The organism is uncultured Mailhella sp., assembly GCF_947631555.1.
Lineage (GTDB): Bacteria > Desulfobacterota > Desulfovibrionia > Desulfovibrionales > Desulfovibrionaceae > Mailhella.
The window spans coordinates 1-21,727 of the sequence record NZ_CANRLT010000019.1 but is presented as its reverse complement, the minus strand read 5'-3'; the positions used below and the strand labels follow the sequence as shown (position 1 = coordinate 21,727).

16 protein-coding genes are annotated in these 21,727 nt (G+C 57.4%); 11 read left to right on the top strand and 5 right to left on the bottom strand.

Annotated features, from left to right (window positions below; all coding sequences use genetic code 11):
• The first annotated feature begins 11 nt into the window (after positions 1-11).
• The 8 genes from gatB (at position 12) to Q0Z94_RS04340 (ending at position 10,233) form a co-directional block, all read left to right on the top strand.
• On the top strand, positions 12-1,442 hold the full coding sequence (gatB, locus tag Q0Z94_RS04375) for an Asp-tRNA(Asn)/Glu-tRNA(Gln) amidotransferase subunit GatB (protein WP_298067805.1): 1,431 nt from the start codon (positions 12-14) through the stop codon (positions 1,440-1,442).
• Positions 1,443-1,480: 38 nt separating this feature from the next.
• Positions 1,481-4,051: a PBP1A family penicillin-binding protein gene (locus tag Q0Z94_RS04370; RefSeq protein ID WP_298067804.1), complete on the top strand. Its 2,571-nt coding sequence runs from the start codon at positions 1,481-1,483 to the stop codon at positions 4,049-4,051.
• A 157-nt stretch (positions 4,052-4,208) separates the two neighbouring features.
• The gene (locus Q0Z94_RS04365) at positions 4,209-4,385 is read left to right on the top strand and encodes a hypothetical protein (RefSeq protein WP_298067803.1); all 177 of its coding nucleotides are present in this window, start codon (positions 4,209-4,211) and stop codon (positions 4,383-4,385) included.
• The gene (locus tag Q0Z94_RS04360; RefSeq protein ID WP_298067802.1) at positions 4,382-5,113 is read left to right on the top strand and encodes a ubiquinone/menaquinone biosynthesis methyltransferase; all 732 of its coding nucleotides are present in this window, start codon (positions 4,382-4,384) and stop codon (positions 5,111-5,113) included. Before Q0Z94_RS04365 ends, Q0Z94_RS04360 begins: the two co-directional genes overlap by 4 nt.
• A gap of 37 nt (positions 5,114-5,150) precedes the next feature.
• Positions 5,151-6,254, top strand: coding sequence for a redox-regulated ATPase YchF (gene ychF, locus Q0Z94_RS04355; protein WP_298067801.1), 1,104 nt, complete (start codon positions 5,151-5,153; stop codon positions 6,252-6,254).
• 323 nt (positions 6,255-6,577) lie between these two features.
• A complete protein-coding gene (locus tag Q0Z94_RS04350) occupies positions 6,578-7,957 on the top strand; it encodes an MATE family efflux transporter (protein WP_298067800.1) in 1,380 nt (459 codons plus the stop codon).
• A 367-nt stretch (positions 7,958-8,324) separates the two neighbouring features.
• Positions 8,325-9,101, top strand: coding sequence for a nitroreductase family protein (locus tag Q0Z94_RS04345; RefSeq protein ID WP_298067799.1), 777 nt, complete (start codon positions 8,325-8,327; stop codon positions 9,099-9,101).
• Between the two features lie 244 nt (positions 9,102-9,345).
• Positions 9,346-10,233 (top strand): DUF368 domain-containing protein, encoded by an 888-nt coding sequence (locus Q0Z94_RS04340; RefSeq protein WP_298067798.1) that lies wholly within the window; start codon positions 9,346-9,348, stop codon positions 10,231-10,233.
• On the opposite strand, the gene Q0Z94_RS04335 is transcribed toward Q0Z94_RS04340, so the two are convergent.
• From Q0Z94_RS04335 to Q0Z94_RS04320, 4 genes are all read right to left on the bottom strand, one after another.
• Positions 10,216-10,908, bottom strand: coding sequence for a hypothetical protein (locus Q0Z94_RS04335; protein WP_298067797.1), 693 nt, complete (start codon positions 10,906-10,908; stop codon positions 10,216-10,218). The genes Q0Z94_RS04340 and Q0Z94_RS04335 overlap by 18 nt on opposite strands.
• 121 nt (positions 10,909-11,029) lie before the next feature.
• The gene (locus Q0Z94_RS04330) at positions 11,030-11,458 is read right to left on the bottom strand and encodes a TOBE domain-containing protein (RefSeq protein WP_298067796.1); all 429 of its coding nucleotides are present in this window, start codon (positions 11,456-11,458) and stop codon (positions 11,030-11,032) included.
• A gap of 341 nt (positions 11,459-11,799) precedes the next feature.
• Positions 11,800-13,863, bottom strand: a complete 2,064-nt coding sequence (gene ligA, locus Q0Z94_RS04325) for an NAD-dependent DNA ligase LigA (protein WP_298067795.1) — start codon at positions 13,861-13,863, stop codon at positions 11,800-11,802.
• A gap of 185 nt (positions 13,864-14,048) precedes the next feature.
• Complete coding sequence (locus Q0Z94_RS04320; protein WP_298067794.1) at positions 14,049-14,267, bottom strand: hypothetical protein; 219 nt, start codon at positions 14,265-14,267, stop codon at positions 14,049-14,051.
• Between the two features lie 142 nt (positions 14,268-14,409).
• Between Q0Z94_RS04320 and Q0Z94_RS04315 the strand changes: the two genes are divergently transcribed.
• Positions 14,410-15,135, top strand: coding sequence for a S24 family peptidase (locus tag Q0Z94_RS04315; protein WP_298067793.1), 726 nt, complete (start codon positions 14,410-14,412; stop codon positions 15,133-15,135).
• 1,450 nt (positions 15,136-16,585) lie between these two features.
• On the opposite strand, the gene Q0Z94_RS04310 is transcribed toward Q0Z94_RS04315, so the two are convergent.
• Positions 16,586-18,040: a chromosomal replication initiator protein DnaA gene (locus tag Q0Z94_RS04310; protein ID WP_298067792.1), complete on the bottom strand. Its 1,455-nt coding sequence runs from the start codon at positions 18,038-18,040 to the stop codon at positions 16,586-16,588.
• Positions 18,041-19,031: 991 nt separating this feature from the next.
• Between Q0Z94_RS04310 and Q0Z94_RS04305 the strand changes: the two genes are divergently transcribed.
• Together Q0Z94_RS04305 and feoB are read left to right on the top strand one after the other, a co-directional pair.
• Positions 19,032-19,265 (top strand): FeoA family protein, encoded by a 234-nt coding sequence (locus Q0Z94_RS04305; protein WP_298067791.1) that lies wholly within the window; start codon positions 19,032-19,034, stop codon positions 19,263-19,265.
• Complete coding sequence (feoB, locus tag Q0Z94_RS04300; protein ID WP_298067790.1) at positions 19,262-21,586, top strand: ferrous iron transport protein B; 2,325 nt, start codon at positions 19,262-19,264, stop codon at positions 21,584-21,586. The genes Q0Z94_RS04305 and feoB overlap by 4 nt, the downstream gene beginning before the upstream one ends.
• The last annotated feature ends 141 nt before the right edge of the window (positions 21,587-21,727 follow it).

Here is a 21,727-nt window from a genome sequence, read left to right as displayed (position 1 = left end):
GAGCAGCCCTCATGTCTATGTACGAAGCGGTCATCGGTCTGGAAGTCCATGTGCATCTGGCCACCGCCAGCAAACTTTTCTGTTCCTGCCCCAACTCCTTCGGGGATGCCCCCAACACCAACGTCTGCGAGGTGTGCTCCGGTATGCCCGGCGTCCTGCCTGTCCTGAACCGCAAGGCCGTGGAATACGCCTCCCGCATGGCTCTTGCCATCCATGCCACGATCAACCAGCGCTCCCGCTTCGCCCGGAAAAACTACTTCTATCCCGACATGCCCAAGGATTACCAGATCTCGCAGTTTGAACTCCCTCTCTGCGAACACGGCTACCTGGACATCTCCGTTGCCGGGGAGAAGCGCCGCATCGGCATTACCCGCATCCACATGGAGGATGACGCGGGCAAAAATATCCATCCCCAGGGAGAAAATTTCAGCTATGTAGACCTGAACCGCGCCGGGACGCCGCTCATCGAAATCGTGAGTGAACCTGACCTGCGCAGCGCCGAAGAAGCCGTGGCCTACCTGAAAAAGCTGCACGCCATGGTGGTGAGCCTGGGCATCAGCAACGGCAACATGGAAGAAGGCTGCTTCCGCTGCGATGCCAACGTCTCCATCCGGCCCATGGGCGAAACCAGGCTCGGTACCCGCACGGAACTCAAGAATCTGAATTCCTTCCGCAATGTTCAGCGCGCCATCGAATTTGAAATCGCCCGGCAGACGGATCTTTTGGACGATGGCGAAAAAATCGTGCAGGAGACCCGTCTTTACGATGCCGGCCGCAACCTCACCGCGCCCATGCGCAGCAAGGAAGACGCGCAGGACTACCGCTATTTTCCCGACCCCGACCTTCTGCCCGTCGTCATCACGGACGAGGAGCTGGCGGCATGGGCCGCCACGCAGCCGGAACTTCCCGAAGCCCGCATGACGCGCTACATGGACGAATTTCACCTTCCCGAACAGGACGCCGCACAGCTTTGTGAGGATCCCGTTCTGGCCGATCTCTTTGAAGAAGCCGCCCGCTTGTGCGGGCAGCCCCGGAGAGTGGCCAACATCATGCTTGGTATGCTCATGCGCCAGCTCAACGAATCGGGCATCGAAACCACGGCGCTCAAGCTCACGGCGGAGCCGTTGGCGGAACTGGCAACAATCATCGAAAACGGCACCATCTCCAACAAAATTGCCGCTGATATTTTCCCCGAACTCATGAAGGGCGGCATCATGCCCGAAAGGCTGGTGCGGGAACGAGGACTCGTCCAGGTCTCAGACACCGGCGCCATCGACGCCGTGGTGCAGAAGGTTCTCGACGCCCATCCCGCCGAAGTCGCAGCCTATAAAGGCGGCAAGACCAAACTTGTCAGCTTCTTCGTCGGGCAGGTCATGCGCGAAATGCGCGGCAAGGCCAATCCCGCCGTGGTCAACGAAGCTCTTGCCCGTCTCCTCGCCTGACGGCCCGACTTCCTTCAAACACAAACTTCCAGCGCCTTATGAATACGCAGAATACACAGAACGATGATTCTCCGGATATTCTGGAACTCAGCGATCCGGTTTCCGCCTCTTCCGACAGGCTCCAGCTTGACGATCCGGAACAGAACGGCTCGACGCCGCCGCGGAAAAAGCGCGGGGGCTGCCTGGGACGACTGTTCCGATTCCTTCTCATCCTCACCATTCTTGGCACACTCGCCGCGGGCGGCGCCGGCTACGCCCTCTACCGCTGGGCTGCGGGCGACCTGCCCAGCTTCAGCAAAATCGCCGACTACCGGCCGCCGCTGGTCACAACGGTACTGGCCCGTGACGGCAGCCTGCTCGGTCAGTTCTACCGTGAACGCCGCTTTCTCGTCACGCTTGAGCAACTTCCGTCCTTTGTGCCCAAGGCTTTTCTGGCGGTTGAAGACGACCAGTTCTACACGCATCCGGGCGTCGACCTCAAGGCCATCCTGCGTGCGGCCATCGCCAATTTCCAGCACGGAAGCACCAGTCAGGGCGGGAGCACCATCACTCAGCAGGTGGTTAAGCGCCTCATGCTCACCCCGGAAAAAAGTTATGAGCGCAAGCTGAAGGAAGCCATTCTCGCTTACCGGCTGGAACAGCAGCTCAGTAAGGATGACATCCTTACACTTTACCTGAATCAGATCTTCCTCGGCAACAATTCCTACGGTGTCGAGGCCGCCGCCCGAACCTACTTCGGCAAGAATGCCAGGGATCTCACCCTGGCCGAAGCCGCACTCATCGCCGGACTGCCGCAGTCGCCTTCCGCCTATAACCCCTACCGCAATCCCAGATCCGCGCAGACGCGCCAGCGCCACGTCCTGCGCCGTATGCGCGACCTCGGCTGGATCACCGACGCTGAATACGATGAAGCGCTCTATCAGAAGCTGGAATTTCACAGCATGCCCACCGGCAATCCCGATGGACTCTGGTATCTCGAAGAAGTCCGGCGTCAGCTTGTGGAGTTGTTCTCGGAGCAGAACTGCCGGGAAAACGGCTATGATTTCGGCATCTACGGTGAAGACGCCGTGTACGAGCTGGGACTCACCGTGCGCACGAGCATGGATCCCGCACAGCAGAAATACGCCAACGCCGGTCTGCGCCACGGCCTGGAAGATGCGGCCAAACGTCACGGCTGGAGCGGTCCCATCGAGCATCTGGAACCCTCTCAGTACGATGCTTTCCTCAAAAAAAACAATTTCAAACTTTCTGATCTTGACAGCGGCGGCTGGGCTAAAGCACTGGTTGTCACCGTGGACAAATCAGGAGCAGGCGTCCGGCTCTCCCTGGAGCAGCGCGGCCATGTCAGCGTGCGAACCATGAACTGGGCACGCAAGCCCAACAAGCGCGTGGCCGGCTCCGTGACCGCTGCGGTTGTCACCGACGCCACCAAGGTGGTGAAGCCCGGGGATGTCATCTGGGTTTCGCGGGATGACAGCCCCTCACCCAGAAAGGACTCCAAAAAGAAAAGCGCTCCCGAAGCGCCAAAAGACAGCACTGTCCTGCCCCTGCGTCTGCAGCGTATGCCGGACGTACAGGGCGCCATGCTCTCCATCGAACCGCAGACAGGTGATGTGGTGGCCATGGTGGGCGGCTATACCTTCGGAGCAGGCGGGTCACAGTTCAACCGCGCGACCCAGGCGCAGCGGCAGCCCGGCTCGTCCTTCAAACCCATCGTCTATTCAGCCGCACTGGATCATGGTTTCACCGCTGGTTCCATGGTTCTGGATGCTCCTATCCTCGTCATTGACCCGTGGACCAAAAAAGCCTGGCGGCCCGGCAACGATGATGGCCGATTCCTCGGCCCCATGCGGCTGTACATGGCTCTGGCCCGCTCGCGCAATCTCTGCACCGTGCGCATCGTGCAGCAGATGGGCGTGGAACATGTGGTGGCTCGGGCCAAAGCGCTCATGCTTGCCCCCGAATTTCCCCAGACACTGGCCATCTGCCTTGGCGCAGTGGCGGTATCGCCTCTGAACCTCGCGCAGGCATACACGGCCTTCGCCAACGAAGGCAAAGTCAGTACTCCCCGCTTTATCCAGAGTATCCAGGGGCCGTGGGGCAACACCATCTATGAACGCGCACCAGAAAGTGTGCAGTCCATCACCCCGCAGAACGCCTACATCATGACCCGGCTGCTCAAGGGTGTGGTTGAGTTCGGCACCGGCGGCAAGGCCCGTGTACTCAACCGCCCTCTGGGCGGCAAGACCGGCACCACCAACGATGAAAACGATGCCTGGTTCCTGGCGGTGACCCCTCATCTAGTCACAGCCACCTATATTGGCTATGATCAGCTCCAGCCCATGGGGCGCGGCGAAACCGGATCGGGAGCGGCGCTTCCAGCCTACATCTACTATGCCAAGGAAGCGCTCAACGCCTATCCCGCCGACGACTTCACGCAGCCTGACGGACTCATTTTCGCGCAGGTGGACGATAAAACGCTGCCCTTCATCGAAGGCACAGAGCCTGGCAGCGGCTACGGACTGGATGCCATGGAAGGCACTCTGGAGGACACGGAAGCAGAAACGCAGGCTCAGGAAGGGGAAGACCTTCTGAAGTCCCTCTTCTGAGGCTGAATTTCACGGCTGAACGTATCAACATAAAAAGGCTGGGGGATCACCTTCCGTCTTTTTGACCCGCCCGGCTCCCTGCCGCGGTGGCCGGGGCCATTCCCCACACGGCGGGTTTTTTGAACCCGGCTTGCGCCCCGCGCGCAGGAGAATATACATGGAAAAGCTTGAAAAGGAAGTCATGCAGGTGACCAAGGAACTCGCCGTCAAGTTCATCGAGACGCAGCGGCTCTCTCCAGGCAACTTTGAAGAGATTTTTCCAGCACTTTACCGCGTGGTGCTCAGGACAGCGCTGGAAGGCCGCCAGCTTCTGGAGGAGCGGAACGACGCATGAGCGAAGACAACAGGAACCGTCGGGACGACGACGAGCACACGCGCAAGGTCTCCGAGCTGTTCGGCCGTATGACGCCGTGGTATGACTTCCAGAATCGGGCCTTCAGCCTGTTTCTGGACTGCTGGTGGCGGCGGGCACTCGTCCGCTCCGTCGTGCCCGGACCCACGTCCACGGTTATCGACATGGCGGCGGGCACGCTTGATGTCACCGTATCCCTGCTCCGCCGCTATCCGGAACTGAACGTCTACGCAACTGATATCTGCGAACCCATGCTTCTGTATGGAAAAGAGCGTAAACTCAGGCCTGAGGAACGCAGCCGCGTGACTACCCTTGTGGCCGACGCTCGAAATATGCCCCTGCCCGATCAGTGTGCTGACGCCGTGACCATCGCCTTCGGGATACGCAACGTGCGCCCCCGCATGGATGCGCTCAGGGAAATGCACCGGCTTCTGGTTCCCGGCGGCAGAGCCTGCATCCTTGAATTTGCTCCGGTCTCCACCCCGCTGTTCGGCCCCCTGTATCACTGGTATCTGCGCCGGATCATGCCCAGACTGGCGGGGCTGGTCAGCCGCTCAACATCGGCCTATGAGTATTTCGCCGACACCATCGAACATTTCCCCGCGCCCGAGGCATTCGGCGAGGAGCTGAAGCAGGCGGGCTTCCCCTTTGTACAGCACTTTTCCCTGACCCTGGGCGTGGTCCATATCCACATCGCCGTCAAAGGCTGACCCGCCCTCACGACACTATTCTCTTCGGAGTATAAACATGGCATTGAGTTTAGGTATCGTCGGGCTTCCCAACGTAGGCAAATCCACCCTGTTCAACGCACTCACCAGGGCGCAGAACGCCGAGGCCGCCAACTATCCTTTCTGCACCATTGAACCAAACAAGGCCACGGTAACCGTGCCGGACAAACGTGTGGACGCGCTTACCGCGCTGGTGAAACCAGCCAAAACCATCTACGCCACGGTTGATTTCGTGGACATCGCCGGCCTGGTGCGAGGCGCAAGCAAGGGCGAAGGACTGGGCAACCAGTTCCTGGCCAATATCCGCGAATGCGCGGCCATTGTGGAAGTCGTCCGCTGCTTTGAAGACGAAAACATCACCCATGTGGACGGAACCATCGATCCCCTGCGCGATGCGGACACCATAGAGACCGAACTGCTCCTCGCCGACCTGGAAACCGCTGAAAAGCGCCTTGATACCCTCAAGAAAAAATCCAAGTTCGACAAGGAAATGCAGAAAGCCGCACCGCCCCTTGAAGCACTGGTAGCCCATCTGAAAAAGGGCGAGCCAGGCTCCACGTTCGCCGTCCCGGAGCTGAACGAACCCTTCCATCAGGTCTGGCGCGAACTCTCCCTGCTCACTTCCAAGAAGTTCATCTACTGCGCCAATGTTGACGAAAACGGTATCGGCGAAGACAACAGACACGTTAAAGCCCTGCGCTCCCTCGCTGACTCCCGCGGCTGTCCTCTGGTCAAAATCTGTGCCCGCCTTGAGGAAGAGCTTCAGGCCCTTCCCGAAAACGAACAGGTGGAACTTCTGGAATCCTATGGCATTGAGGAAAATGGCCTGGAAAACGTTATCCGCATCGGCTACCGCACGTTGGGGCTGGCCAGCTTCCTCACCGCAGGTCCGAAGGAAGTGCGTGCCTGGACTTTCAAACAGGGCTGGAAGGCTCCACAGACAGCCGGCGTCATCCATACGGATTTCGAAAAAGGCTTCATCCGTGCGGAAGTCATCAGCTTCGACGACTACATGAAGTATAAATCAGAAGCTGCCTGCCGCGCCGCCGGCGTTCTGCGGGTAGAAGGCAAGGACTATGTGGTGCAGGATGGCGACATGATGAACTTCCTGTTCAACGTGTAACGCTGCTCCCCTTGCCGTTCTTTCGCTCCCCGCCCACCCCGTGACACGGGATTTCTTTTGTTTAACCGGAAGCGCTGCGCTGGATACGGCTTCCGTCCTGCCCCGGGCGGCAGAGTGCCGAAGCTCCGATTGACGGACGCCCTGCATGTCACTATGTTCAAGGAACGCCCGCCTTCTTTCCCGTGCTCCTTTGCTCCGGCGAAAGGCCTTCGGATACGCCCCTCGAAAAATTGTCTGCTCCGCGCCGCCTGGTGTCCGCAGAATGTTCCGCCCTTCCCGTGCGCCGTTTCGTGAGGATTCCAGACGCGGCTTGAGAGAAAAACATGAGTCATGCCGAACACATAGACATGCTGCACGGCCCCCTGCTGGGAAAAATCATTCTGTTTGCCCTGCCTGTGGCCATGAGCAGTATCCTGCAGCAGCTTTTTATTTCCGCGAACGTTGCCGTTGTCGGACACTTCGTCAGCCCTCAGGCTGTGGCCGCTGTCGGAGGCAACGGCCCGATTATCAATCTCATCATCAACCTTTTTCTCGGCATCTCCATTGGCGCCAACGTCGTCATCGCCCGCTACGTTGGCCGGGGTATTGCGGAGGACTGTCAGACCGCGGTGCACACGGTTATGGCCGTATCTCTGCTGAGCGGCGTTTTTCTGCTGCTGGCGGGGCAGTTCCTCGCTCCCCTCATGCTTGAGTTCGTCGAAGTGCCGGAAGATGTCATGGATCTGGCTGTCCTCTACCTGCGCATTTACTTCCTGGGCATGCCGTGCGTCATGCTCTACAACTTCGGCGCCGCCATCCTGCGCAGTATCGGCGACACCAAAAGACCCATGTACAGCCTTCTTGTGGCGGGCGTCGCCAACGTCACGCTGAGCCTGCTCTTCGTCGTGGTCTTCGATCTCGGGGTGGCCGGAGCAGGACTCGCCACGCTTTCGGGCAATCTCCTCAGCGCCGGGCTGGTGGTGTACTTTCTGCTCACGGAAGAAGAACCCATAAAATTGCGGCTGCGCAAACTGACCATCGTCAAGGTGCACCTGCTCAGGATCATCCGAATAGGCGCTCCGGCAGGGTTGCAGGGCGTGGTCTTTTCCCTGTCCAACGTCTGCATACTTTCCGGTATCAACAGCTTTGGCTCCAGCGCCGCCGCGGCGTCGGCCGCCGCCGTCAACTTCGAGTTCGTCTCCTTCTTTATTGTCAACGCCTTCTGTCAGGCCGCGGTAACGTTCACCAGCCAGAATTACGCCATGTGTCAGCTCGAACGCTGTGCGAAAATCTTTCGGGAAAGCATGGTCTGCGCGCTTCTGCTCGCCGGCCTGAGTTCCCTGATCTTCACCGTGGGTGCGGCATTCTTCACCGGCCTGTACACCAGCGACCAGGAAGTGATCAAACTCGCGGTGACACGCGTCCTCATCGTCGAAAGCATGGAATGGCTGGTAGCGAGCTATGAAATCAGCGGGGCTTCCCTGCGCGGCATGGGAGTATCCATGCTTCCGGCTATGGTGACGCTTATTGGCTCGTGCCTCTTGCGCATCGCCTGGGTGTACACGATGTTCCCCCTTTTCCCTTCCTATGAAATGCTTCTGGCCGTCTATCCCGTGTCCTGGATCGTCACGGGCTGCTTCATGCTGGCCGTTTACTTCCCCATCCGGAAAAAGCTCTTCACCGAACGCCGTGCGGGAAACACCTGCACTCCTCTGGAATTTTAAGCTACTGCTCCGCCAGAAGCATAGCCGCTCTATGCCTTCCGCGGCAGCACTGGTAAAATTTCCGGCAGGAGCCAGGCAAATCAAAAAGCCCGCTGCCGTTTCGCCCCCCCAGGAGGAGCCTTTCTGGAAAAAATCCCCCAACCGTCCCTGGAATTCGTGGAAGTAAAGAGAGTTCTCCCCCCTGACGCGGCACTTTGCGAGAAAACTCTCCATTGAACTTTTTCCTTTTACGGCATAGTATCACGCACCGCTTTCTTTGCGTGCCGGTAACGCTCTTTTTTCCGGCCACGCCCTGAAAATTTCCAGTCGTCCGGCAGAATACCGTCCGCCTGCCTGAGGATATACCCTGCCGGCTGTTGAGGTTCGCATGATCGTCATTGATGAAAATCGCTGTTCCCACGATGGACTCTGCGTCCGGGACTGCCCCGCCGCCTGCCTGAAAATGGTGGATGGCAAGGTCAGTGTCCGTGCGGACGCCCCCTGTTTGAAGTGCGGGCACTGTGTGGCCGTCTGCCCTCAGGCCGCCGTATCTCTGGACGGCCAGGATCCCGATGCCCTGCCGCGTGTATCCCCTCTGCCTGCGGAAGAGGCCATGACTGCGCTCATCCGCGGGCATCGCTCCATACGCCAGTTCGAGGAACGGCCCCTCCCCCGTGAACTTCTGCTCCGCGCACTGGACACGGTTCGGTACGCTCCTACCGGCAAAAACGTGGAAAACGTGCGCTGGCTGGTTCTTGACGGGAGACAGGCACTGATGCGGGCAGCCGATGCCGTGGTGAACACCATGCGTGACAAGCCCGGACTGGAAGGCGTCGTCCGCGCCCACGACCGCGGTCACGATCCGATTTTCCGTGGCGCCCCCTGCGCCGTCTTTGCCTGCGCGGAAGAGGGCTACCACCTCACCGCGGCAAACTGCATCATCGCCCTTTCCTGGCTGGATCTGCTTTTGCCGGCTATGGGAGTCGGCACCTGCTGGGCAGGCTACGCCGTCGGAGCCGCCCTCCACAGTGAAAAAGTCCGCCTTGCCATGGGACTGAAGGGCAAGGTCATGCCCTTCGCCGGTCTTATGGCAGGCTGGTCCAAGGTACGCTATGCCCGCATCCCTGTGCGCCGTCAGCCTGACATTACCTGGGCATCCGAATAGTGGCGTCCACCTGCAGCCGTCCTTTCCGTCAACTCCTTCGCCATCAATGGAGAGAAGCTGTGTTTCCTCCTTGCCCGAAAGGATGTTCCCGGCGTTGCGGTTTCAGCACCCGTTCTTTTCCTCCAGAAAAGAATGGTTTTAAACTACAAAGGAATATTTGAGCAATAATGTAGCAAAGCCCTTCAGGGCGGGGTGAGGTTCTATCGGCCTGAAGGCCGAGGTCTCAAACCATAAAGGAAGTAAGATGAAAGCGCATGTGCGCACGTTTCTCTGCGGTCTCGCCATGGGGGCAGCCGATATCGTTCCCGGCGTATCCGGCGGCACCATAGCCTTCATCTCCGGCATATACGAACAACTTCTCAACGCCGTCAAATCCTTTGACCTTGCGTTCTTCCGGCTGCTGCTCAGCCTCCGCATCCGCGAGGCTCTCCAGCGCATTCCCTGGGATTTCCTTCTGCCCCTCGTCTGCGGTATTGCCCTATCCATCTTCAGCCTGGCCAGACTCACCCTCTATCTGCTCCACTCCTGGCCGGAAGCACTGTGGGCATTTTTCCTCGGACTGATTATCGCGTCCATCCTGATATTGCTGAAGGGACAGAAACTGCGTTTGCCAGAACTTTTCTTCATGGTAATCGGTGCCGTCTGCGCATGGATGCTCTCCGGGGCCGAAGCCATGAGCGTATCGCATACTCCGCTCCACATCTTCCTTGCCGGTTTCATCGCCCTCTGCGCCATGATACTGCCAGGAATCTCAGGCTCATTCATGCTTGTGCTTCTGGGGCAATACGCTTTCATCCTCTCCGCTGTTGCCCACCTGAACATCCTCATCCTGATGGTTTTCCTTGGAGGAGGTATCTGCGGGCTGATGACGTTCAGCCGCATTCTCTCGGCCTGTTTCCGGCGCTGGTCCTCCGAGACCAGTGCGGCGCTCATTGGAGTCATGGCGGGTTGTCTCCGTACAGTCTGGCCCTGGCATCAGCAAAATCTGCCCGCACTGCCGCCCGCCTTCGACGCAATGACCGCCCTTGCCGCCGCGGCTTTCCTTGCCGGATGTGCGCTGCCCCTTGCGGTTCAAGCCCTGGCGAGACAAAAAAAACGCCTTGACGGTGAGCATTCACAAAATAATACTTGAAGAATGGACTGTGTCACGCTTTTTATTTTCAGAAGCCTGAACCCTTTCGCCGCGCTTACGCTCGAAACGCATCAGGCAGGCTGAAAGCAGAATAAGGAAATAGCCCAGAAGTTCGCCGGCTTCTTCACTGGCCTGTTTGGCGAGCCACTGAGCGTCATTGGAGGGAAGAAGCTGCTTCCAGAGCATACCCATTCCCAGGAGGCGCGAATAGACGAGAACGATGACAAGGCCAGTTATCAGAATGGAAAGATAGCGCCAGCGTGCCAAATGAGCCAGTTCGGAGAGCAGCGAACGAAATCGCGCGAGTGAAATCGCCACGCAAAGGAACGCCATCACCAGCGCAGGCCACTTCCAGACTCCGTGCTGCAAAAAGTCCAGAAAATAATCCTGTTCGCGGATCAGCATACAGGCGACAAGCCCGCCCGTCAGGACAAGAGCACCACGCATGTCCGGGCGCTTGACCGCCTCGATGAAAAACAGGATTGCGCTTATGAGAAGGACGCAGGTCTGGCTCAGTTCCGTAGGCGCAAGCTCGGAAAAAGGGCAGGGACTTACGGCGTCAAGCCAGAAAATGAAAAAAAGGACGACAATTCCGGCAGCCATGACCAGCAGAAGCCGGACAGCCTGAAAAACGGCCTTCGCATCCTCAGAATCTGTAGAAAACGCGTTCTTCATCCTCGTGCAGTTCTTATTTTTTCTGCCAGGCCCGATACCTTCTGGAAAGGGCACTACACTTCCGTAAGGACAGTGCGTTACGGCAAGCGGAAAGTACCCCCTTGTCCGCAAAGGATGATGCTTATTTCTTTACGGCCAAAACGACGCTGGAGGTCTTGAACATGGCGACAACGGGACTTCCTTCTTCCAGAGCCATGCGGTCAGTACCTTCCAAAGAAATGACGGCATTCATCCTGAGTCCGGAAGGCGTCTGGATCAGAATCTCACTGCTGACAAAACCGCGGGTCAGCTTCACGATTTTGCCAGCGAACTGATTCCGGCAAGACAGGATATAATCGTCAGCTTCAGTCACGAGCATAATCTCGGCAGCCTTGACGAGCGCCACCGCATTCTTGCCAGGCTCCAGACCGAGCTTTTGGCTGCTGGGACGAGTGACCTGAGCATAGAGTTTCTCTCCGCTTTCAAGCTGGATTTCCACTTCTGTGCTGAGCGTCCCGGACTCCAGACGCGTGACCTTGCCGGAATAACTGTTACGAGAACTCGCCTTCATCGTTTACTCCCCAAAAGAACTTTTTCATGCCAGGTACACCAGAATCCTGCCCGGTCTGTCATGCCGGGGACTTGCCCGCATTGCAGTACGGCCTGGTTTCCGGCGGCGTTCTTCTTTCTGCCTTTGCAACAAGAAAAAACGTTCGTGCCGGAGCGTACTGAAGCCCCAACCTGAGGCCAGCCACGCTCCAGCAGGAAAAACAGAAATCTGAATATCCTGCCTTCAGGATTCGCACTTCTCATCGCAAGATTTTTGACGATAACAGGAGAACGAAAAAAAGTCACGCTGAAAAATCCATCTGCTCAAAGCAAAGACATTTCAAAGCAGGATTCCGCCCTATGTTATTCAGGACGCGAAGCTTTCGTTTCAAGAAGCTTCAAAAATGCCGTTTCGTCCAGGACTCTGATACCGAGTTCCTGAGCCTTCACAAGTTTGGAGCCGGGATTCTCTCCCGCGATCAGATAATCCAGGTTTCGCGATACAGCCGAGGCAACGTTGGCCCCCTGTGCTTCCGCCATACGCCTGTATTCATCACGCGGGCGGGAAAGCGTCCCGGTGAACAGCACCTTTTTTCCCGACAATGCCGCCGCTTCAGTTTCGGTCTTGTCCTGACGCTGCGGCCATAGCCCCAACTCCCGAAAACGCTCCAGAAGTTCACGATTGGATGAATTTTCAAAAAAGGCCCGGATGCTTCCGGCGACTTCAGGCCCGATGTCCGGCAGCTGGAGAAGCTCTTCCACGTCAGCGGCGCACAGCTCATCCATATTCTTATAATGCCCGGCGAGAGTACGCGCCGTCTGCTCACCCACCAGCCGTATGCCCAGAGCGGCGATAAAGCGTGAAAGACTGGCAGAAAGACGAGCCTTTTCCAATGCGGAGACGAAATTTACGGCGGAAATTTCCCCCATACGCTCATAACTCATGAGTTCTTTCTGCGTTACGGTGAAAAGATCCGCAGGACTTTTCACCCTGCCGCTCTCAATGAGTGTTTCCACCCATTTCTGGCCGATACCGTCCACGTCGAGACCGGCTTTAGAAACAAAATGCACAATACTGCGCATGATCACCGCAGGGCAGGACATGTTGAGACAACGCCAGGCAGCTTCGCCTTTCAGCCTCCGGACAGGAACTCCACACACTGGACAGGTACGAGGAAATTCATAGGGCGGCAGACCTTCGGGCCGTTTTTCCAGCACCGGCCCAACGACATCGGGAATAACGTCGCCAGCTCGCTGGATGACAACCGTATCGTTTTCGCGCACATCCAGACGACGGATTTCGTCCTCATTGTGCAGCGTCGCTCTGCTGACGACAACCCCCCCAAGACTCACAGGTTCCAGCTCGGCAACCGGAGTGAGCACCCCTGTCCGCCCCACCTGAATCATAATACGCCGAAGCCGCGTTTCCGCCCGTCTTGCCGTAAACTTCCAAGCCACGGCAAAACGAGGTGCTCGTGCGGTAAATCCCAATGCCCGCTGAGCTTCTCTGTTGTTGAGCTTGTAGACGACGCCGTCGATCTCAAAGGGAAGCAGATCCCGCGTTCCTTCCACATACCGATAATAGGACTCAGCTTCCTCCAGATTGTGGCAGAGCCGTCCCTGCGGCGGCGTCTCAAAGCCGTAGTCCGAAAGGGCCTTCATAAGCTCCTCATACGTCTCCCAGGGCTTCCTGTACTGAACGTCAAGTTCGCCTACTCCATAGGCCAGAAAACGCAATTTGCGCGCAGCCGTCACCGAGGAATCGAGCTGGCGGAGCGAGCCTGCCGCGGCATTGCGCGGATTGGCAAAGCGTTTCTGCCCCAGGGCTGTCTGTCGCTCGTTGAGTTCCTCAAACTCTTTACGGAACATCAGCACTTCACCGCGCACCTCAAGCCTCCGAGGAGGAAAGGCGTCCTTGCCGTTCAAACGAAGAGGCAGATTGCGCACCGTGCGCATGGACTCCGTGACCACTTCTCCAACTTCGCCGTCGCCTCGGGTCAGCGCCTGAACAAGGATACCGTTTTCATAGGTAAGTTCACAGGCCAGTCCATCGAGCTTGGGATCGGCCCACCAAGCCGACATCACTTCCGGCGAGGCCTCTGGAAGCGCACGGAATGCCTTCTGCTGGAAGCCCGCCCATTCCTCAGCGGAAAAAACGTTATCCAGTCCGTACATCCGTTCCCTATGCGGACGAGTTTCAAGTGACGAGAGTACCGCCCCCCCCACGCGCCGGGTAGGGGAATCAAGAGTGCGCAGGTCGGGAAACGTTTCCTCTAGCTCCACAAGTTCCCGAAACAGTGCATCATAGGCTTCATCAGTGATTTCCGGAGCATCAAGCTGGTGATAAAGGCGGTTGTGACGCTCCAGTTCCTTCCTGAGTTTTTCTGCTCTGCGCGCGGCGCGGGCATGTTCATCAGTAGATTCCAATAAAGAAAACTGCGTCATCCTGTCCTCGGAAGATGGCAAAAGATACCCTGTGAGTGAACCGGCGTCATGCCGGCTGATTTCGCCACCATACCTTTTCCTGCGCCATCCGTCCAGAAGCGGGAGATTGAGGCATTCCCTTCTCCGCGGGAAAGCTTTTCCGGAAAGCTCCACCTTGAAACCTGTCGTCACTGCAGCAAAGAAAACATGTCAGCCTGAGCTTCCGTGACTCGCATGGAGCGATGACGAGCCTTGACCGCCAGCGGGATATTCTCAAACACCTCAGCCTGTTCGGCGAGAGCTTCCAGATTGTTGCACGCCAGTTCCATGAGTGCGGGATTAAATTCTTCCCTGCTCAGACTCCCGAGAAAGGAACGGACACTGCGGATTTCGTCGCTCATTGCCATGATCAATTTCCTCCATTGAAAAAATGTATCTCTTCTTTCTCATTTTTAATTTATTTTGTCAACTAAAAATTTATATTTTTATATTTTTTTTATTTTTTAATTTTCGATTGACTTTTTTGCCTTTCTTTTTTAAAGGTTGTCCATGAACACCTCGACACCTGATACTCTTGATCGCCTCCTTCAAAGCGCGGGACTTCGCCGTGACAGTCAGCTTGCCGAACTTCTTGGCGTCTCGCCTCAGGCCGTGAGTCAGGCAAGACGTAAGGGACGCATTCCGGACGGTTGGGTATTGAAGGTTGCCTCGCGCTTCGGCTTGTCCACTGACTGGATCTTTTTTGGAAAAGAACCTGACGCAGCCTCAGGCAGTGCTTCACATACTGACAATGAGCAGCGCCTTGCCAGGGGACTGAGCTTCTTCGGCGAAGTTCCCGCCGGAAGACGGAACGCCATCGACCTGGTCATGATCCCCCTCGTGTCGGCCCGTCTTGCCGCCGGGACGGGAAGTCTTGAGACCAGCGGTGATGTGCTCTCCTACTTCTCCTTCCGCCAGGACTGGCTCTGCCGCAAGGGAAATCCCGACAAAATGGTGCTGATGAAAGTCTGCGGGGACAGCATGGAGCCTGACATACGTCATGGCGACATGGTTCTCATTGATCAAAGCAAGAACCAAATCTTTGGTCACGCCATCTATGCCATGGGCATCAACGAAGAAATCTACATCAAGCAGGTGGAAACGTTCCCCGGCGGACAGCTTGTTCTCCGCAGCAGGAACCCCGGCTATTCTCCCATCCATGTGGATCTTCATGGAGATCTGGCTGCTACTGTACGGGTCATCGGACGTGTCATCTGGTGCTGCCGGGAAATCTGAGTGTTTCCAGGCACTCTTGATTGTGGTTTGAACGTCCGTCCTCAAGCGGGTTGGAAAGCCTGTCTTTTCCATGCAGCTTGATAAGTCCCACACCCAAAGACAAGTTGCTCTTTTTCCTTCCTTAGACCGCCGGAGGCACGCGCGGCAGCGCGTTTGGAGCGACGACCCCGCGCTGGCTGGAAAGCCAGCATGGAGGCGGGCGAGGAGCGGACATAAGGACACGCGGAGCGCGGCCGAGGGCAGCGAAGCTGCACGAGGCGTGCCCGCGTCAGAGTTGGCCAGCGGGTGCCTTTGCCGAACTGGAAGTTCGGCTGTCTTCGCGTTTTTCCGGCAGGAAAAACAAGATGCCTTTCTGCCTTTCCTTGCCTTTCCTGCTCACGCCGCCTTCGCTATCTGCTCGCTACCGCTCGCTGCTCCGCAGGTTGCGGAAGGGGAGCGCTTCCTTGACCGCCGGAGGCGCGGCGTGTACGCCGCTGATAGCGAGCAGGCCGCGCACAATCGGGCTTCGCCCGTTGTGCACCTTTGCGGCCAGCGAGCGGGGTGGTCGGCAGCGAAGCTGCACGAGGCGCGATCCCGTCAGACGTGGCCGGAGGATGCCTTTCGCCGAACTGGAAGTTCGGCGCTCTTCAGCGTATTTCCGGCAGGAAATACAAGATGCCTTTCTGCCTTTCCTTGCCTTTCCTGCTCACGCCGCCGGAGGCGGGGCGTGTGCGCTTGGCGTCCCCCCCATGCCTCTGCTTACTTGCCTTTTCCTTCCTTATCCGCCGGAGGCACGCGCGGTAGCGCGTTTGGAGCGACGACCCCGCGCCGGCTGGAAAGCCGGCATGGAGGCGGGCGAGGAGCGGAAGAAAGGACACGCGGAGCGCGGCCGAGGGCAGCTTCGCTGCACGAGGCGTGCCCGCGTCAGAGTTGGCTAGCGGGTGCCTTTCGCCGAACTGGAAGTTCGGCTGCCTTTCGCGTTTTTCCGACAGGAAAAACAAGATGCCTTTCTGCCTTTCCTGCTTACGCCGCCTCCGCTATCTGCTCGCTGACGCTCGCGCCTCCGGCGGTCAGGGACGTGGCTAGAGGACGCCTTTGCCGAACTGGAAGTTCGGCTGCCTTTCGCGTTTTTCCGGCAGGAAAAACAAGATGCCTTTCTGCCTTTCCTGCTTACGCCGCCTCCGCTATCTGCTCGCTGACGCTCGCGCCTTTCAGCCTGCCGGGAGATAGTGAGACCTTGGAGGATAGGCGGTTATTCGTACCCGTGCCATACCCCACAGGGGAATGTTTGCGGTGAAAACCACGTCTTGTTCCTCAGGGCAATCTCGTTGAGGCAGAACCCCGCTCAGGGATGCAATCACAAGATTGCCTCCACTGGGAATCCCGGCTTCAGGTGGGGAGGATGTCAACCTTTAATGCGTGATTCACCGCCGCTCTGCATGGGAGCTGCAAACAGACCCCGGCGACAGCATCATCCCTTCAGTCCGGAACGTTCGATCATGGCCACCGTGTGTTTAATCTGGCCGCCCAGAGGAGTATGACGGCCCATTTCACGCTCTACGGCCGTAATGCCCTTGATGACGGTAGAGTGTTTTCGATGGAAGCGCTCGCCAATTTCTTCGAGCGTGAGTTCCGTGTGCTTGCGCAGGAGAAAAAACGCTGTGTTGCGTGCCACCACCAGGTTCTGACGGCGGGATTTGGAGGAAAGCTGGGCTGGAGTGAGGTCAAAACTGCGGCAGATCAACGAAACCACGTCTTCTACCGTCAGCTGAGGGCTGTTCTGCGCCACCGTCCGGATGACCTCGATCGCCATTTCTTCCGTCACCTTCTGCCCCATGAAGCGAGCCTGAAGCATAAGGTTGTGCAGACAGCTTTCCAGAAGGCGCACATCCCCGGTAATGCGGTCGGCAAGAAGATCCGCTACAGGCGCAGGCAGAACCATGCACTGCCGTCTGGCTTTCTCCTGAAGGATATGGAGCCGCATATCGCGGTTGGGGCGTTCCATGCTTGCCACGAAGCCGGAGCAGAAGCGGGAAACGAGCTGAGAATCCACTCCAGCAAGGTCACGGGGAGCGAAGGAGCTGGTCAGAACCACACGTCCGCCATGTGACTGGAGACTTTTAATGGTGGAAAGCAACTCTTCCTGGGTACGATCCTTACCGCGCAGAAAGTGGACATCTTCGAGAAGCAGCATGTCAAGCTTGCGGAAACGCTCCTTAAACTGCTCCATACCGCCAGCTTTGGAAGCACGCACAAACTGCGAGGTAAACTCCTCCGCCGTAAGGTATTCCAGGCGAACATCACGCTTGTCCGCCTCGAGACTGAGAGCGCGCCCCACCGCCTGCGTGAGATGCGTTTTTCCCAGTCCCGCACCGGAACACAAAAAAACCATATCTACCGGTGCACTGGCGTCAAGGATGTTCGTAGCCGCGGCAAAGGCGAGCTGATTGCACGGGCCGACAACAAAATCTTCAAACGAATATCTCCAGTCCCGCCGTTGAACAGGACACACTCGGGGAAGGGGCAGGGGAAGTTCCAGCTGACGATCCGCCATGAGCAGTCCGGGCGAGGATGGAAGCGCCCGTACAAGTTGTTCCGTACGCACAGGCCCGGGAATTTCAGTTTTTTTATGTGCCGCTGAGGTATGTACCATCACAGCAGGCGTGGAACCGAGAACGGCACGACCGGCTTCGGCGATAATTTGAACGAAGCGGGAACGTACCTGCTCCGCCATGAAGCCGTTGGCTGCCGTCAGGGAAATTTCCCAACGTTCCGGCGTCGAGACCAGAACCCCTTGCCGGGCCTCTCCGGCTGGAACTGTCACCTTTCGCACATCTCCAATGAGCGGTTCAAGGAAAACCTTGAACTTGCCTTCCGGTAGTGTACGACTGAGTTCAGCGAGTATGGCAGACCAATGTTCATTCATGACGAAGCTGGTGTACAAAAGCTCCGCCCCAAAAGCCATCCGAAAGAATCAAGAATCAGAACCTTGCCGAAAAGGAGTTTTCCACAGTGCTGGAGATAGCTATCCGCCTATCTTTCCTTGAAAAAAATTTAATTCCAAGAAATGGCTTGCCCTTTGTCAACCTCCTGTTTTCTTTTGCTTTTATCACTAGAAGTCAAAATTTTGGCATATCTCTCAAAATTTTTTCCACAACTAAGTTTTTTATTTTCTCATTTTTTTAGAAAATTTCTCAATTTTTCTCCAAAATCAGGCTAAAGGCTTGCAACGACTTCTTTCTCAAAGATAGCGGTTGCCGGCAAAATTTCTACCTCAAAAAAAGGCAGCCAAAGCCTTTCAGAGCGTTACGTCTACCCTGGGGCAGGGTTTGTCCCGCTCTCTTCCAAACTTTCAGCTTTTGTGCCCCGCTCATCGGGACAGAAGGGGATGTATCCGGCCCAACGGCCTGGACACAAACCATAAAGGAAGGACGCTGATACCTTCTCAAGACAGGTATGAAGCTCAACCTAATCCTGTTTTCTGAAAACATGTTTTCGAGCATTCTTTCAAGACATCTGAAAAAAGTGAGACACCTCCCACACATGGAAAATGTTCTTCGAATTAAGTTGACAACGATTTTCAATTTCAATAAAAGTATCTCTGTACCGTGAACAGCCGCTTCCGGAAAAAGGGGTGTGAAAAGGGTAATCTGCCGGCTTCTCAAGCCCTGTACGCAAGTACAGACACGAGAACTCAAGGGATGCAAGGGATGATTTCTCGTTAGGGGCAACAGCCTTGTTCGCAGTAGCTCGTCCTTCTTTCTGCCCTTACGGCAAGTGTTTCCCTGTTCAAGGTCGGTTTTGGCTATCGTCTTCGGGGAGTTGATCTGTACTCCGCACTCCCTGACACATACAACGTGCGCGACGCTGTGTGTAATTTGAAAAAGAATTTCACTTTTATTTACAGGAGAAAATTCATGCGTCAGATGAACCTTCGCAGACTCGTTCCCGGACAGAAGGCCAGCATCACGAAGATTTCCGCTCAGGGTGAACTTGGCCGCCGTATCCGCGATATGGGGCTTATCCCCGGCGCGGCGGTGGAAGTCGTCGGCAAGGCCCCGCTCCGGGATCCCGTCGCCCTCCGCATCGAAGGCACCACCATCGCTCTGCGCAACAGTGAAGCCGACTACGTTTCCGTGGAGGTCAAATGAGCTGTCCCATGTGCGAAAAACGGGGCACGGTCAACGCCGTGTCCTTGACGGAAGAAGAAAGGAAAAACGGGATTCGCATCGCTCTTGCCGGAAATCCCAACAGCGGCAAGACCACGGCATTCAACAGCTACACCGGCGCTCATCAGCATGTGGGCAACTACCCCGGCGTGACCGTGGAAAAGAAGGAAGGCTGGTTATCCCTGGACGATTGCAAGGTTTCTCTCGTGGATCTGCCCGGCACCTATTCTCTGACCGCCTATTCCATCGAAGAGCGCGTGACCCGCGAAGTTCTCGCGCCCGAATCCCCGGAAGAACGCCCCCGTGCCGTTATTGACATCATAGACTCTGCCACACTCGAACGCGGTCTCTTTCTGGCGCTCCAGATACGCGAACTCGGACTGCCCGTGGTTCTGGCCTGCAATATGATGGATGAAGCGCGCAAGGCCGGGATCGACATCGACCTCAGGCGTCTCTCCGAACGCCTCGGCTTTCCCGCCGTGGCCACGGTAGCTCGTTCCGGCGAAGGACTGGAACAGGCTTTGCGTGCGGCTCTTGAGGAATCTTCCAGACCATCTGAAGCGCTCGCCATCAGCTATGGCCCGGATCTGGATCCCGCACTTCTGGAAATGGTCAGCATCATCGAAAAGGAAAAAATCCTGACAGGCCGCTATCCTGCCCGCTGGACGGCTATCAAGCTGCTGGAAAACGACGAGGCTCTATGCGCCCAGGCAGCGGCTGCAAGCGGCGCAGCTCAGGAACTTTTCGCCATCCGGGACACCTTGGCCGCCCATCTTGCAGGCACGCTCGAAACCACGCCGGATGCCATCATCACCGACTACCGTTACGGCTATATCAACAGTGTGCTCAAAGACGGCGTACTCCGCAAGGACAATACGAAGGATCGCCTGGCCTTCACGGACAAGCTCGACAAACTGCTCACGAACACCATTTTCGGCCCGCTCATCATGCTGGGCGTGGTCTATTTCATGTTCTGGGCCACGTTCATGCTGGGCGCCTATCCGCAGGGCTGGGTAGAGGACTTCTTCGGCTGGATGGCGGAAATCACGGGCAGCGTACTCCCCGGCGGCCTTTTGCAGTCGCTGATCTGTGACGGCATCATCGGCGGCGTGGGCGGCGTACTCAGCTTTGTGCCGCTCATCATGATCATGTTTCTCATCGTCGCCTTCCTCGAAGACAGCGGTTATATGGCGCGCATGGCCTACATGCTGGATCGCGTCATGCGCGTCTTCGGTCTGCACGGAGCGTCAGTCATGCCCTTCATCATCGCGGGCGGCATTGCCGGCGGCTGCGCCATCCCCGGCGTGATGGCCACGCGCACCATGCGCAGCGAGAAAGAGCGCATGGCCACGATGCTGACGCTGCCCCTCATGAACTGCGGCGCCAAGATCCCGGTCTTCCTCATGCTGACCGCAGCCTTCTTTGCCGAAAATCAGGCCAGTATCATGTTTGCCGTCACTCTGGCGGGCTGGGCCGTTGCCCTCATTGTCTCCCGCTTCCTGCGCTCAACCATTCTGAAAGGCGAGGCCACGCCCTTCGTCATGGAACTGCCGCCCTACCGTATGCCCACACTGCGCAGCATCCTGACGCATACCTGGGAACGCTCCTGGATGTATATCAAAAAGGCCGGCACCATCATACTTGCCATCTCCGTCGTCCTTTGGGCGGCACTGACCTTCCCCGGACTGGACGAAGAGCTGTCGGCGCCTCTTGAAGCGAAGATCGCATCCTTTGAGGAACAGCTCGCCCCGCTGGAAGAAACGCTTGCGGCGCTTCAGGAGCAGCTTGCCGCCGATTCCGGCAGCGCCGCTCTCAAGGCGCAGCTTGAGTCCCTCACCAGCGAAAAGGCAGCCCTGGAAGAACAAAGGACCAACGTTGAAAACGAACTGGCCTCACTGGAAATCCGCAATACCTTCGGCGGACGGCTGGGCGCTGCCATCGAACCTGTCTTCAGACCGCTGGGCTTCGACTGGCGAACCGACGTGGCCCTGCTGAGCGGTGTGGCCGCCAAGGAAGCCGTCCTTTCCACCATGGGCACGGCCTATTCCATTGGCGAGACCGATCCGGACGAACCCGACTCGCTGTCCGCAAAGCTGGCGTCCGACAAGGGCTGGTCCAAAACCGTCGCCCTGTCCCTCATGCTCTTTGTCCTGATCTACTCCCCATGCTTCGTCACCCTCTGCGTTCTCAAAAACGAGGCCGGAGGCTGGAGATGGGTCTTCTTCAGCATGGTGTTCAACACCGGCGTGGCCTATGCCGCTGCCTGGATCGGCCGGCTCATCGGCCTGGCGCTGTGGGGATAGCCGCCTGAACGCAAGCAATAATGGAGCAAAGCCCTTCAGGACTTTGCGTCCCACGCTTGGGAGGGGTTTGCATCCCCTCCCAAGCTGCCGCCCCAAAGATACCCCGCCCTTCAGGGCGGGGTGGGACTCTACCGGCCTGAA

Excerpts from the sequence above, each read along its gene's own strand:
- gatB (WP_298067805.1), top strand. The coding sequence starts at position 12 with ATGTCTATGTACGAAGCGGTCATCGGTCTGGAAGTCCATGTGCATCTG.
- Q0Z94_RS04370 (WP_298067804.1), top strand. The coding sequence starts at position 1,481 with ATGAATACGCAGAATACACAGAACGATGATTCTCCGGATATTCTGGAA.
- Q0Z94_RS04365 (WP_298067803.1), top strand. The coding sequence starts at position 4,209 with ATGGAAAAGCTTGAAAAGGAAGTCATGCAGGTGACCAAGGAACTCGCC.
- Q0Z94_RS04360 (WP_298067802.1), top strand. The coding sequence starts at position 4,382 with ATGAGCGAAGACAACAGGAACCGTCGGGACGACGACGAGCACACGCGC.
- ychF (WP_298067801.1), top strand. The coding sequence starts at position 5,151 with ATGGCATTGAGTTTAGGTATCGTCGGGCTTCCCAACGTAGGCAAATCC.
- Q0Z94_RS04350 (WP_298067800.1), top strand. The coding sequence starts at position 6,578 with ATGAGTCATGCCGAACACATAGACATGCTGCACGGCCCCCTGCTGGGA.
- Q0Z94_RS04345 (WP_298067799.1), top strand. The coding sequence starts at position 8,325 with ATGATCGTCATTGATGAAAATCGCTGTTCCCACGATGGACTCTGCGTC.
- Q0Z94_RS04340 (WP_298067798.1), top strand. The coding sequence starts at position 9,346 with ATGAAAGCGCATGTGCGCACGTTTCTCTGCGGTCTCGCCATGGGGGCA.
- Q0Z94_RS04335 (WP_298067797.1), bottom strand. The coding sequence starts at position 10,908 with ATGAAGAACGCGTTTTCTACAGATTCTGAGGATGCGAAGGCCGTTTTT.
- Q0Z94_RS04330 (WP_298067796.1), bottom strand. The coding sequence starts at position 11,458 with ATGAAGGCGAGTTCTCGTAACAGTTATTCCGGCAAGGTCACGCGTCTG.
- Q0Z94_RS04320 (WP_298067794.1), bottom strand. The coding sequence starts at position 14,267 with ATGGCAATGAGCGACGAAATCCGCAGTGTCCGTTCCTTTCTCGGGAGT.
- Q0Z94_RS04315 (WP_298067793.1), top strand. The coding sequence starts at position 14,410 with ATGAACACCTCGACACCTGATACTCTTGATCGCCTCCTTCAAAGCGCG.
- Q0Z94_RS04310 (WP_298067792.1), bottom strand. The coding sequence starts at position 18,040 with ATGAATGAACATTGGTCTGCCATACTCGCTGAACTCAGTCGTACACTA.
- Q0Z94_RS04305 (WP_298067791.1), top strand. The coding sequence starts at position 19,032 with ATGCGTCAGATGAACCTTCGCAGACTCGTTCCCGGACAGAAGGCCAGC.
- feoB (WP_298067790.1), top strand. The coding sequence starts at position 19,262 with ATGAGCTGTCCCATGTGCGAAAAACGGGGCACGGTCAACGCCGTGTCC.